Origin of the sequence: Mesorhizobium sp. M1A.F.Ca.IN.022.07.1.1 (assembly GCF_003997575.1) — a bacterium.
Taxonomy (GTDB): domain Bacteria; phylum Pseudomonadota; class Alphaproteobacteria; order Rhizobiales; family Rhizobiaceae; genus Mesorhizobium.
This window is the reverse complement of the sequence record NZ_RZST01000184.1, coordinates 1-11,801: the sequence shown is the minus strand read 5'-3', so window position 1 is coordinate 11,801 and position 11,801 is coordinate 1. Positions and strand designations below refer to the sequence as shown.

Here is an 11,801-nt window from a genome sequence, read left to right as displayed (position 1 = left end):
GACCTGGACCGCACCAAAGAATTTCTCGATGCCGCGAAGTTCGATCTGCGTCACTGCCCGGCCCCCTCATGCGTCACGGCGCCGGTTTCCTCTCTCTGCTCCGGTGCGATTTTCGACGTGATGTTGAAGCCGATCAGCCCGATCAGGATGATCGTCACCCCATAGGAATGCAGGCTGAGGCTCCATGGCTGGCAGAGCGCGACGATGCCGAGCACCATGAGGATCTGCGATGCCGGCAAAAGGTACTTCTCGTTGACGGCGCGAAAACTCATTTGCGGATCGCTCCGAAAGTCACGCCGCGAAGCAGGTGGTTGCGCAGCAGGAAGGTGAAGATCGCAACCGGCAGCAGGAACAGGAACGTGCCCGCCGCGATCGTGGTCCAGTCCGGCAGGCCGGAGCCGATCTGCGACGGGATGAAGGGCGGCGCCGTCTGGGCGCGCCGGTTGGTCATGATCAGCGCGAAAGCGTACTCGTTCCAGGCGGTGATGAAGCAGAACACGGCGGTGGCGGCGATGCCGGTTGCGGCCTCGGGCAGCACGATCTTGAAGAAGGCCTGCATGCGCGTATAGCCGTCGACAAGTGCTGCCTCCTCATACTCTTTCGGGATCTCATCCATGAAGCCCTTCATCAGCCAGACCGAGAAGGACAGGTTGAAGGCGACGTAGAGGATGATCAGGCCGATATGGGAGTCGTTGAGGCCAACTGCCCGGTACATCAGGAACATCGGGATGGCGACGACCACCGGCGGCAGCATGCGCGTCGAGAGGATGAAGAACAGAAGGTCCGCCTCGCCGGCGATCTTGAAGCGCGAGAAGCCGTAGGCGGTGAAGGTTCCCATGCCGACGGCGAGAACGGTGCTGACCACCGCCACGATCAGGCTGTTCATGAACCGGTCGGGATATTGCGAAAGCTGCACGTCCTTGCCGACCTTCAGCACTCGCTCGCCGCCGTCGTAGATGCGCTTTTCCCACCAGGGCGCGGCTTCGTAGACTTGCGGGTCGACGGTCTTCTGCATCTGCACGCGCTTGGTGAAGAGCCGCACGAACGGCGTCACCTCGGGCTCGAACAGCACGGTTGGCGGCACGCTGACGGCGAGCTCCTTCGGCTTGAATGCCGTCGAGGCGATCCAATAGATCGGTGCGAGGAAGACCAGCGTGGCGATCAGCACCGCGGCGATGGCGACACGGTTGAGCGCGACCTCGGAAGAAGTGCGGACGGCGGCCATCTCAGCGCTCCTTCACCTTGTTGAGATACTTTACGTAGAGGTTGGTGATGGCCAGCACCATGATCAGCACGATGTAGGCGAGCGCGCAGGATTTGCCGGTGTCCCACTGCTGGAAGGCCTGCTTGTAGAGCCGGATCGCGATCAGCTCGGCGGTCGGCTGAGTCGTCATCGTGTAGGCGATGTCGAAGGTCTTGAAGGCTTCCATGGTGCGGAAGATCAGCGCGATCAAAAGGATCGGCGAGACCAGCGGCAACGTGATGCGGGTGAAGGTGTACCACCAGCTGGCGCGGTCGATCGCGGCGGCTTCGTAGAGGTGCTGCGGCACCGCCGACAGGCCGGCGAGCGACAGCAGCATGACGAAGGGCGACCACATCCAGATGTCGGTGATCGCGACGGCGTAGAGGGCGCTGTCGGGATTGGAGAGCCAGGCGAAGTCGCCGAGGCCGAAGACGTAGTTGATCGGTCCCCAGGACGGGCTGTAGAGCAGCTGCCAGAACAGGCCGACGACCGCCGCCGACATCATCATCGGCAGCAACAGCAAGGTCGTGATCAGGCCCTTCATCGGAAAGCTGCGGTTGAGCAGAAGCGCGAGGCCGAAGCCTACGATCATCTGCCCGGCCACCGACACGATCACATATTTCGCGGTGATGACGAAGTTCGACCAGATGTGATCGTCGCTGAGCAGCTCGCGGTAATTCTGCAGGCCGACGAACTGCCAGGGCTCGCTGCGGTTCGCGGCGAAGTTGGTGAAGGAATAGCCGAGCGAATAGATCAGCGGAAAAATGTTGAAGACGATCAGGAAAACCAGCGTCGGGATGATGAACATGTTGCGGATGGTCAGATCCGACCAGCCTCGCGCGGCGGCCCTGGATGCTGGATCAAGATTGGTAAGGGCTACCGAAGCCAACGGTCGTTCTCCCTGAAAAACAGGAATGCCGGAGGGGAAACCCTCCTCCGGCATTCTGACTGTGACGCCTACTTGTAGCGGTTGTATTTGGTGAACGTCGCCTTCCAGTCGGCGGCGGTCTTGTCGAGCGCTTCCTGGGCGGTGCCCTTGCCGCCGACCACGAACGGATAGATATTCTGGTTCAGCTGATCGAGCACTTCGGCATATTCAGGCGTTGCCCAGAAGTCCTTGACCATGAACATCGTGTCGTAGAAGGCCTTGTTATACGGCGTAGCGTTCTGGAAGGCCTCCGACTTCAGCACGGCCTGGCTGCAGGTATAGCCGCCGAGCTCGGCCCACTTCTTCTGGGTCTCGTCCTTGATGAACCACTCAAGGAATTTCATCGCCTCGTCCTTGTTCTTCGAGTACGAGACGACGGAGATGCCCTGGCCGCCGAGAGCGGCGAAGCGCTTGCCGTCCGGACCGGCCGGGTTGGCGAAGAAGCCGGTCACGTCGGCATAGGGGTTGGTGGCTTTGTTCACCAGCGGCGGGAAGAAGGCGAAGAAGTTCATGCTCATCGCGGCGAGCCCGCCAGTGATGGCTTGGTTGTCTTCCACGAAGAACGTCTTGCCCCAGCCGGGAGGCGTGAACTTGTAGAGTTCCTTGTACATTTCGAGGCCGGCGACGGCCTCCTTGGAATTGGTGATGCCGTCGACCTTGTAGGTCGCGTAGTCGCCGAGATCGCCGCCATAGCTGAAGATCGCGCTTTCGACGCCCATCGCCATCGCGTCATACGAGTTGTCGGTGTAGATCGCGACGCCGTAGCGCTTCTGGTCCGGACGATGGAAGAACTCGGCGATGTCGCGCAGCTGCGCATAGGTCTTCGGAACATCGAGGTCGTAGCCGTACTTCGCCTTGAAGGCTTCCTTCTCCTTCGGGTCCTCGAACCAGTCCTTGCGGTAAGACCAGCCGATCGCATCGCCTTCCAGCGGGATCGCCCAGTACTTGCCGGAACCGCCCGGGTACTCGGCATAATATTTGATGGTCGCGGGCGCCATCACATCGCCAAGCTTATGCTTGTTGAAGAAGTCGGTCAGATCCACATAGTGGCCCTGCGTCGAGCCGGCGCCCAGCCATTGCGAGTCGCCGACCACCATGTCGTAGGCGTCGCCATGCGCGTTGAACTCGGTGAAGGCCTTGGTCTGGAAATCAGGCCACGGCGTGGTCTGCACCGTAACTTTCACGCCCGTCTCGGCCGTGTAGTCGTTGACGAGTTCCTGCAGATAGTTCGCCGGATCCCATTCCGCCCAAAAGATGGTGAGTTCCTTGTCTTGCGCGCGGACGGATGTCCCGCAGGCAAGCGCCAGCCCGATACCAGCGATCACGCTGGTCACTATCTTGCGCATAGTTTTCCTCCCTTGTGCGCCTTCTACCTTGTCATGCGGGCCGGCATAGCGGTCGGCCCTGGCAGTTCCTCCCGTGACGGCATTTCCGGTTTCGGGCCTCCTCGCCCGACCAGAAAAATCGATCGCAACCTCCACCTTCGCTCCGCTTTACGCGTCCTGATCTGGTATTACCAATTCAAGAGGGACGTCAAGTTCTTTCTTGTGCAGTCCAAAACGGTTCCACAAGCCGCTCAAAGCGATATCCCTCTGTTTTCTATAATTTTTCGTACTCCTTGATATGCGGAGACCTTGTCTCCAGCGATGTATTGCAGTCATTGTTGTTGGTATCCTCTCCAATCTGGTCGAACCAGATTCAGGACATGTCTATTTCAGCTGGTGCCGAACCTCCAGTCGCCTTCGCTCCTGATTCCGCTACCGCCGCGCGCACCAGCGCGCCCGCCGTCCACTCGGCGACCGCCATCATGTCACGGCTGTCCAGCCCCCACATATCCTTCAGCACGATCAGCACCTCGACACCGAACATCATCGACAGCGCCTGGGCAAGACGCCTGAACTGGCGCGGCTTGAGCTGACCCTTGAGCGGAGCGATCGCGTCCTTCAGGAGGTCGATCCGATGGCCGCGCTTGAAAGCCGGTTCGGCGCCTAGCGTGCCAGCCTGCCGTCTCGCCCACTGGTCGAGCGAAAGCTTGAGCGCCGCCTTGAACGTCGCCTCGAAAGCCTCGATGCGCGGCATGGCGGAGGCGAAGAGTTCGGCAACCCGCTGTTCCGGATCTTTCGAATTCGATTTCCAGGTCAGGATCGGTCCGAGCCCCTCGTCGACGACCGCCTGCACCAGCGCGGCCTGGCTCGGAAAGTAGCGATAGGCGGTCGCGCGCGACACTTCCGCAGCCTCTGCAACCTCGCTGACCGAAGGCGTCACGCCGGACTGCATCAGCCGCGTCGCCGTTTCCAGCATCAGCCGCCTGGTACGGGCGCGGGCCCCCTTCCCGGCTCTCAGCTGCTCGGCGTCATCGGAAGCGGCTTGTTGACGTGAGACATCCATATCAATACGATACGCGCGTCTCAAAAAATTGCAATGGCCGGACCAAGCGCCAGGCCCGAAGCGGCAGGCCGCACCGCCGAGCAGGCCGGCTAACCGAGGAGACGACGGGGAAAGGCGAATGAAGCGTATCTATGTGGTCGGCACCGCCGACACCAAGGGTGAGGAGCTTGCCTTCCTGGCCGACGCCGTCGCCGTCGGCGGCGGCTCGGTCGTCCGCGTCGATATCGGCACACGCGGCGCGACCGTCCCGGTGGATGTCGCGGCAAGCGAGGTCGCCGCGCATCATCCCGATGGAGCCGGCGCCGTGCTCGGCACTGACGACCGCGGACTCGCCGTTGCCGGCATGGGTGTCGCCTTTATCCGCTTCATCCAATCGCGCGACGACGTCGCCGGCGTGATCGGCATTGGCGGCGGTGGCGGCACATCGATTGTCACCGCCGGCATGCGCGCCCTACCGCTCGGTCTACCGAAGATCATGGTCTCGACGCTGGCCTCCGGCGATACCGCGCCTTACGTCGATGTCTCCGACATCGTCATGATGCCGTCGGTAACCGACATGGCCGGCCTCAATCGTCTGTCGCGCGTCGTCCTGCACAACGCCGCCCAGGCGATCGCCGGCATGGCGGCGAGGCCGGCCCCGTCAACTGCCGGCAAGCCGGCGCTCGGCTTGACCATGTTTGGCGTCACCACGCCCTGTGTCACGGCAATGGTCGAGCGCTTGCGCGCCGACTATGACTGCATGGTCTTCCATGCGACCGGCACAGGTGGCCGCTCGATGGAGAAGCTTGCCGATAGCGGCCTGCTCGCCGGCGTCCTTGATATCACCACAACCGAGGTCTGCGATTTGCTGTTCGACGGCGTGCTGCCGGCGACGGAGGATCGCTTCGGCGCCATTGCTCGCACGAAACTGCCCTATGTCGGCTCGGTCGGCGCGCTCGACATGGTGAACTTCTGGGCGCCGCCGACTATCCCCGACAAATATCGCGGGCGGCTGTTCTATGAGCATAATCGGAATGTCACGCTGATGCGCACTACCGCCGAGGAGAGCCGCCGGATCGGCGAATGGATCGGCGGCCGCCTCGCCCGTTGCGACGGCCCGGTGCGCTTCCTGATCCCGGAAAAAGGCGTGTCGGCGCTCGATGTCGAAGGCGGCGCCTTCTTCGATCCGCAAGCCGATGCGGCGCTGTTCGAAGCCATCGAGCACACCATCAAGCCGACCGGGAACCGTATCGTGACGCGCCTGCCGCTGCACATCAACGATCCTGCATTCGCCAAGGCCGCGGCCGAGGCTTTCCTCGACATCGCCAAGAAGTGAGATCCGACAAACATGGCCGCCATCCCGCGCAAAACCATACTGGAAAGGTTCCGCAAGATGATCGCCGATGGCGTTCCGATCGTCGGCGGCGGTGCCGGTACCGGCCTGTCGGCCAAGGCCGAGGAAGCCGGCGGCATCGATCTCATCATCATCTACAATTCCGGCCGTTACCGCATGGCCGGGCGCGGCTCGGCCGCCGGCCTGCTCGCCTATGGCAATGCCAACGAGATCGTCAAGGAAATGGCCTATGAGGTGCTGCCGGTGGTAAAGAAGACGCCGGTGCTGGCCGGCGTCAACGGAACCGACCCCTTCGTCATCATGCCGCTGTTTCTCGCCGAACTGAAGACGATGGGCTTTTCCGGCGTGCAGAATTTTCCGACCATCGGCCTCTTCGACGGCACCATGCGGCAGAGTTTCGAGGAGACCGGCATGGGTTTTAGCCTCGAGGTCGACATGATCGCCGAGGCGCACAAGCTCGACCTGCTCACCACGCCTTACGTCTTCAACCCCGACGAGGCGCGCGCCATGACCAAGGCGGGCGCCGACGTGGTCGTAGCCCATATGGGCGTGACCACAGGCGGCTCGATCGGCGCGACCTCGGCGAAGTCGCTGGATGCCTGCGTCGAGGAGATCGATGCGATTGCCGACGCCGCGCGCTCGGTGCGCAAGGACGTCATCCTGCTTTGCCATGGCGGGCCGATCTCCATGCCCCATGATGCGCGCTACATCCTCGAGCGCTGCGAAGGACTGCACGGCTTCTACGGCGCAAGCTCGATGGAACGGCTGCCGGCCGAGGCGGCGATCGCCAGGCAGACGGCGGATTTCAAGGCAGCGGCAATCGGCAAAGCGAAAATGCCAGCAACTAGCAAGGGATGAGGCAATGGCCGACAAGAGCAAGGTGTTCGTTTATCCGAAGGAGGTCAGCGCCTTCGGCTTCGACTGGGGCAAGCTGGCCCTCACGGTCGCGCCGGAAGTGAACGGCGCGGAGCGCTTCTCCGGCGGCGTCGTCGACCTGCCGCCCGGCAAGGGGCACACCCGCCACAACCACCCAGGCGCGGAGGAGATCATCTTCGTGATTTCCGGCCATGGCGAACAGATGGTCGAGGACGAGAAGGGCAATCCGGTGGTCGCCAAGGTCGGTCCCGGCTGCACCGTCTATGTGCCGGAAAGCCGCTTCCACTCGACGCTCAACACGGGCGATCAGCCGATGCAGCTTTTCGTCGTCTATTCGCCGGCCGGCCCCGAGCTAGCGCTGCGTGACCTGCCGGATTTCAAGCTGCTGCCGCGAGAGGCAAGCAATTGATGGCAAATCGCTTGCGGGCGTTATTCGCCCACCGGTTTGCTTCGCAATCACCTCTCCAGGTATGTACGGGGGCTACAGCAAACAGGTGTGCGGAGACATCGCGAACAGTCTCGCGCGAGTTGACGCGAATAGCACCTCCAGGCTAAGCCCAGAATGCATCCCAGGCGTAGAGGTCGTAGAAGTGTTCCCGGCCATCGACTACCTTGCCGGCCCTGATGTCGAAGACGATGCAACAGAGCACATCAAGCTGTTTGCCGTTGCGTTCCCCGGTATTGCGATGGACGCCGACCACACGTCCGTCCTCACTTTCCATGACATGCAGAAGATTCGCCCTGAAGGTGCCAAGGGTTTGCCCGCCATAACGGCCGAACTGGGCAAAAGTCGCCTCACGGCCTTTGTAGTCCCCGGCGATCGGATTCCTTCCCGGGCTATGCCACGTGCATTTCTCGTCGATGATTTGCGCAAGCGTGTCCATGTCTCCGGAGTTGAAGGCGGCGTAACCCCGCCGAATGAGCTCGGAGTTCTGATTTCTTGATGTTACGTCTGCCATAACTTCCTCCTGCTACCGGCCCGACGTAATCGGTCTGGTAGGAGGCGCCGGGCCACAACTCAAGTCAGCAAGATACACCCAGGACGGCGGGCGCGCGCGACGAAGCTTGTTTCCCATCAATCCGCAGAAGCCGCCCCGAGGTTTGAACCCGGTCATTCGGAGTGATTGGTTTCCCGAGCGCGCTCTAGGAGACCCCGCCCCTGTTCCACCCACGCCCGCGATCGCCGAACATCGCATAGCCTGTGTCGGTCACCGCCACGGTATCCTCGAGCTTGATGAAGCCGCGCGTCGGGTGGAGCATGGTGGTCTCGACCGAAAGCACCATGTTCTTTTCCAGCGGCTTGGCCGCATAGGTGCCTTCATAGGTGACCGGATGGTTGGTCATCAAAAACGGCGCTTCATGCGTGATCAGCCCCATGCCGTGGGCGAAGAAATCCGTATAGGCCGCGACCTTGGAAGCCTTCAGCACGCTCTCGGCATGCGCGATCATGTCGCCGCCGAGCGTGCCGGCTTTGACCTTGGAGAACGCGGCCTGCTGCACCGACTCGACTTCGGACAGCAGATCCTCGAGCTCGGCATCCGGTTCGCCAAGAATACCCATGCGGCAGAGGTCGCCGATATAGCCGTGATAGTTGCCGCCGGAATCGATCGACAGCACCTCGCCCTGCTTCCACGTCTGGCTCGAGGCGGCACGGTTGTGGCTGGCACCCAGTGTCAGCAGACAATATTCGAAATGCGCGCCGCGATTGGTCTCCTCGCGCCGTAACTGCTCGATGATGTCGGTCTTGGTCGTGCCCTCGCGCGCCCAGGCGATCGTCGCCAGCATCGAATCGGTGATCAGTTCGGAGGCGATGCGCAGCTTCTCCAGTTCGGCCTCGGTCTTGACGGCGCGCATGCGCTCCAGCATGCCGGTGGCATCGATCAGCTTTGCATCCGGCAAGGCCTTGCGGATCAGCGAGTAAGCGTCCGAGGGCAGGAAAGCAGGCTCGATGCCGATGCGGGCAGCACCCTTGCCGATCTTCTGCAGATGCTCGACGGCAAGGTTGGCGGCGTCGAGCGTGCCCCAGCAGGCCGCATGCAATGTCGGTGTCCAGAACGGATGGTTGTCGTGCTCGCCGCCTTCCATCTTGTTGCCGATATAGGCCGCATGCTCCGGCCCGCCTTTTTCATAGAGGACGATCGGCAGGTAGCGGCTATGGCCGATGGCGTCCATCGCCGCGAAAAAGATGAACTTGTAGCCGCCGAGCAGATATTGCGTGTTGTGCTTGGAGGTGGCGAAAAGCACATCGATGCCGGCCTCCTCCATCAGCCGGTCCACCCGAGCCTGGTCGAACGGGATGCCGCTGGCCTCGGTTTTGCCCGGAGCGATGTTCATCTTTCCCTCCCTGATTTCCTCGGCCGCTCAAGCAGTCAAACATGATGAAACTGCCGTTTGCGGCCAAATCTGCACCATCTTGACCGTTTTGGTCCAGCCAGAATTGACAGCATCCGGCTGATCCCGCCCTCTCCTACTTGGCTTGAGGCCGCGTACGGCTTAGTCTGGTCCTACCAGATAGCCGCGACCGCAGCCCGAATATAACTGGTCCAGCGGACGAAAATTTCAGAGCCAAGCCAGCATGCGCCAAATCCGTCTCTGGCGAAACCTTTGCCAAGGGCCATAATCCCGCTGATTTTGAGGTTGCCCGCGCCGGTCGCGGGTGAAGAGGGGAGCTTGAGGATGTCCGGATTGCCGATTTCACGCCGCGGCCTGCTGGCCGGCTCGGCACTGCTTCTGGCCTCGACCGCCTTGCCGGCCATCGGCCGGGCGCAGACGCCGAAGAAGGGTGGCAGGTTGATCGTGGCCGCCGACTCCGAGCCGCGCAACCTCAATCCGGCTATTGTCGCTTCCAACGGCGTCTTCTTCATCTCCAGCAAGGTGGTCGAGGCGCTGGCCGAGGCCTCCTTCGACGGCAAGGACGGGCTTCAGCCGCGCCTTGCGCTTTCCTGGGAAGGCTCGGCCGACGGCCGGTCGGTGACCTTCAAGTTGCGCGACGGCGTCAAATGGCATGACGGCAAGCCCTTCACCTCCGCCGACGTCGCCTTCTCCGCGCTGCAGGTCTGGAAGCCTCTGCAGAATCTCGGCCGCACGGTGTTCAAGGACCTTGAAGCCGTCGACACGCCCGACAAGCTTACGGCCGTGTTCAAATTCGCCAAGCCGACGCCGTTCCAGCTGATCCGCAACGCACTGCCGGCATTGAGCAGCGTCGTGCCGAAGCACGTCTATGAGGTGGGCAAGATCGAGGACAACCCGGCCAACAACGCTCCGGTCGGCACCGGCCCGTTCAAATTCGCCGAATACAAGGCCGGCCAGTACTATCGGCTTGCGCGGAACGATGCCTATTGGGACAAGGACGAGCCCTATCTCGACGAGATCGTCTATCAGGTGCTGCCCGACCGAACCTCTGCGGCTGCGGCGCTCGAGGCGGAAGAAATCCAGCTCGCCGCCTTCTCCGCCGTGCCGCTCGCCGACCTCCACCGCATCTCAAAGGTGCCGGGCCTGAAGGTCATCACCAAGGGCTATGAGGGGCTGACCTACCAGCTCGTCGTCGAGATCAACCATCGCCGCAAGGAACTGGCGGACCTGAAAGTGCGGCAGGCGATCGCGCATGCCATCGACAAGGACTTCGTCGTCAAGACAATTTTCCTCGGCTACGCCGCGACCGCAACCGGTCCAGTGCCGAAGAACGATCCGCAATTCTACACTGCTGACGTCCCGATCTACCCCTTCGACGTCGCCAAGGCCAACGAGCTGCTCGACGAGGCCGGCTACAAACGGGCCGACGACGGCAAGCGCTTTGCACTGAAGCTGCTGCCGGCGCCGTACTTCAATGAGACCAAGCAGTTCGGCGATTACCTGCGCCAGGCGCTGGCCGTAATCGGCATCGACGCCCAAATCGTCAACAACGACTCGGCCGCCCATATGAAGGCGGTCTATACCGACCACGCCTTCGACCTCGCCGTCGGCCCGCCGGTGTTCCGCGGCGACCCGGCGATCTCGACCACCATCCTGGTGCAGAGCGGCATCCCCGACGGCGTGCCCTTCTCCAACCAGGGCGGCTACAAGAACGCCGACCTGGATGCGCTGATCGCCAAAGCGTCAGAGACGCTCGACACATCCGCCCGCACCGAGCTCTACAAGGAATTCCAGAAAATGGTGGCGGCCGACCTGCCGCTGATCAACGTCGCCGAGTGGAGCTTCATTTCCGTCGCCCGCGACACTGTCGGCAACATCGCCAACAACCCGCGCTGGGCGGTATCGAACTGGGCGGACACCTTTTTGGCGGGTTGATCCGCACTTGCGGATTGCCTGCCTGGGTGCTGAGCTTTGAGAATGAGAGTTCCGTCGCGCCCCCCTCTGTCCTGCCGGACGCGGCATCCAAAGGTTGGCCCTGATATGGCGTCGCCATGACCCGAGCCCTCACCCTCCTGCGCCGCCGTCTCGTCGGCAGCGTCTTCGTGCTGCTGATCGTCGTCATCGGCAGCTTCCTGCTGCTCGAAGCTGCCCCTGGCGACGCGGTCGACGCCTATATCGTCTCGACCGGCGGCGACGCCGGCATGATCGAATTGCTGCGCCACCGCTGGGGCCTCGACCAGTCGGAACTGACCCGGCTCGCCAACTATCTCTGGGCGCTCTTGCACCTCGACCTTGGCCAGTCCGTCACCTTCTCGCGGCCGATCCTCGACGTCATCCTCGAACGCCTGCCGACCACACTCATCCTGATGGGCAGCGCCACCGCGCTCTCCTTCGGCCTCGGCTCGGCGCTCGGCATCTATGCCGGTGCGCGTCCCGGCAGTTTTCGCGACCGCTTCCTGTCGATCGGCTCGCTGGCGCTCTACGCCGTGCCGGGGTTCTGGCTCGGCCTTGTCCTGATCGTCGTCTTTGCCGTCGACCTGCGCTGGCTGCCGATCGGCGGCATCGAGACCATCGCATCGGCCAAGACCGGGGTGGCGCGGGCCGGCGACATCGCCACCCATCTTGTGCTGCCGGTCTCGGCGCTCGGCGTCATCTATCTCGCGCTCTATCTGCGCATGATG

Annotated in this window: 12 protein-coding genes; 5 read left to right on the top strand and 7 right to left on the bottom strand. The window is 62.5% G+C overall.

All coding sequences use genetic code 11. The features are described 5' to 3' along the window. Nucleotides 1-50: 50 nt before the first annotated feature. The 5 genes from EOA75_RS20005 to EOA75_RS19985 form a co-directional block, all read right to left on the bottom strand. On the bottom strand, nucleotides 51-272 hold the full coding sequence (locus EOA75_RS20005) for a hypothetical protein (protein WP_066989971.1): 222 nt from the start codon (nucleotides 270-272) through the stop codon (nucleotides 51-53). Continuing rightward, nucleotides 269-1,225, bottom strand: coding sequence for a carbohydrate ABC transporter permease (locus EOA75_RS20000; protein WP_066989974.1), 957 nt, complete (start codon nucleotides 1,223-1,225; stop codon nucleotides 269-271). Before EOA75_RS20000 ends, EOA75_RS20005 begins: the two co-directional genes overlap by 4 nt. Before the next feature lies 1 nt (nucleotide 1,226). Further along, nucleotides 1,227-2,132, bottom strand: coding sequence for a sugar ABC transporter permease (locus tag EOA75_RS19995; protein WP_095780122.1), 906 nt, complete (start codon nucleotides 2,130-2,132; stop codon nucleotides 1,227-1,229). A gap of 68 nt (nucleotides 2,133-2,200) precedes the next feature. After that, nucleotides 2,201-3,517: an extracellular solute-binding protein gene (locus tag EOA75_RS19990; RefSeq protein ID WP_066989980.1), complete on the bottom strand. Its 1,317-nt coding sequence runs from the start codon at nucleotides 3,515-3,517 to the stop codon at nucleotides 2,201-2,203. Between the two features lie 352 nt (nucleotides 3,518-3,869). After that, the gene (locus EOA75_RS19985; RefSeq protein ID WP_095800607.1) at nucleotides 3,870-4,559 is read right to left on the bottom strand and encodes a TetR/AcrR family transcriptional regulator; all 690 of its coding nucleotides are present in this window, start codon (nucleotides 4,557-4,559) and stop codon (nucleotides 3,870-3,872) included. Nucleotides 4,560-4,677: 118 nt separating this feature from the next. Between EOA75_RS19985 and EOA75_RS19980 the strand changes: the two genes are divergently transcribed. Genes EOA75_RS19980 through EOA75_RS19970 form a run of 3 tightly spaced genes read left to right on the top strand, consistent with a single transcriptional unit; the run spans nucleotide 4,678 to nucleotide 7,177 of the window. Then, nucleotides 4,678-5,874: a Tm-1-like ATP-binding domain-containing protein gene (locus EOA75_RS19980; RefSeq protein ID WP_127324972.1), complete on the top strand. Its 1,197-nt coding sequence runs from the start codon at nucleotides 4,678-4,680 to the stop codon at nucleotides 5,872-5,874. Between the two features lie 12 nt (nucleotides 5,875-5,886). Next, entirely contained in the window at nucleotides 5,887-6,750 is an 864-nt protein-coding gene (locus tag EOA75_RS19975; protein WP_067318991.1) for a phosphoenolpyruvate hydrolase family protein, read from the top strand. Nucleotides 6,751-6,754: 4 nt separating this feature from the next. Continuing rightward, entirely contained in the window at nucleotides 6,755-7,177 is a 423-nt protein-coding gene (locus EOA75_RS19970) for a cupin domain-containing protein (RefSeq protein WP_067318993.1), read from the top strand. Nucleotides 7,178-7,319: 142 nt separating this feature from the next. Here the strand turns inward: EOA75_RS19970 and EOA75_RS19965 are convergent, their stop codons facing one another. Together EOA75_RS19965 and EOA75_RS19960 are read right to left on the bottom strand one after the other, a co-directional pair. After that, entirely contained in the window at nucleotides 7,320-7,727 is a 408-nt protein-coding gene (locus tag EOA75_RS19965; protein ID WP_067318995.1) for a nuclear transport factor 2 family protein, read from the bottom strand. A gap of 184 nt (nucleotides 7,728-7,911) precedes the next feature. Further along, complete coding sequence (locus tag EOA75_RS19960) at nucleotides 7,912-9,102, bottom strand: Xaa-Pro peptidase family protein (RefSeq protein ID WP_127247074.1); 1,191 nt, start codon at nucleotides 9,100-9,102, stop codon at nucleotides 7,912-7,914. A gap of 342 nt (nucleotides 9,103-9,444) precedes the next feature. Here EOA75_RS19960 and EOA75_RS19955 point away from each other — a divergent pair, with 342 nt between their 5' ends. Further along, on the top strand, nucleotides 9,445-11,055 hold the full coding sequence (locus EOA75_RS19955) for an ABC transporter substrate-binding protein (protein ID WP_127324971.1): 1,611 nt from the start codon (nucleotides 9,445-9,447) through the stop codon (nucleotides 11,053-11,055). Between the two features lie 116 nt (nucleotides 11,056-11,171). Continuing rightward, nucleotides 11,172-11,801, top strand: a 630-nt coding sequence (locus EOA75_RS19950; protein ID WP_164747459.1) for an ABC transporter permease, incomplete at its 3' end; no start/stop codon positions are given.

Bases quoted from the DNA above. Each gene is read 5' to 3' on its own strand.
- EOA75_RS19975 (WP_067318991.1), top strand. From the start codon at position 5,887: ATGGCCGCCATCCCGCGCAAAACCATACTGGAAAGGTTCCGCAAGATG.
- EOA75_RS19980 (WP_127324972.1), top strand. From the start codon at position 4,678: ATGAAGCGTATCTATGTGGTCGGCACCGCCGACACCAAGGGTGAGGAG.
- EOA75_RS19990 (WP_066989980.1), bottom strand. From the start codon at position 3,517: ATGCGCAAGATAGTGACCAGCGTGATCGCTGGTATCGGGCTGGCGCTT.
- EOA75_RS19955 (WP_127324971.1), top strand. From the start codon at position 9,445: ATGTCCGGATTGCCGATTTCACGCCGCGGCCTGCTGGCCGGCTCGGCA.
- EOA75_RS19970 (WP_067318993.1), top strand. From the start codon at position 6,755: ATGGCCGACAAGAGCAAGGTGTTCGTTTATCCGAAGGAGGTCAGCGCC.
- EOA75_RS20005 (WP_066989971.1), bottom strand. From the start codon at position 272: ATGAGTTTTCGCGCCGTCAACGAGAAGTACCTTTTGCCGGCATCGCAG.
- EOA75_RS19985 (WP_095800607.1), bottom strand. From the start codon at position 4,559: ATGGATGTCTCACGTCAACAAGCCGCTTCCGATGACGCCGAGCAGCTG.
- EOA75_RS19965 (WP_067318995.1), bottom strand. From the start codon at position 7,727: ATGGCAGACGTAACATCAAGAAATCAGAACTCCGAGCTCATTCGGCGG.
- EOA75_RS20000 (WP_066989974.1), bottom strand. From the start codon at position 1,225: ATGGCCGCCGTCCGCACTTCTTCCGAGGTCGCGCTCAACCGTGTCGCC.
- EOA75_RS19960 (WP_127247074.1), bottom strand. From the start codon at position 9,102: ATGAACATCGCTCCGGGCAAAACCGAGGCCAGCGGCATCCCGTTCGAC.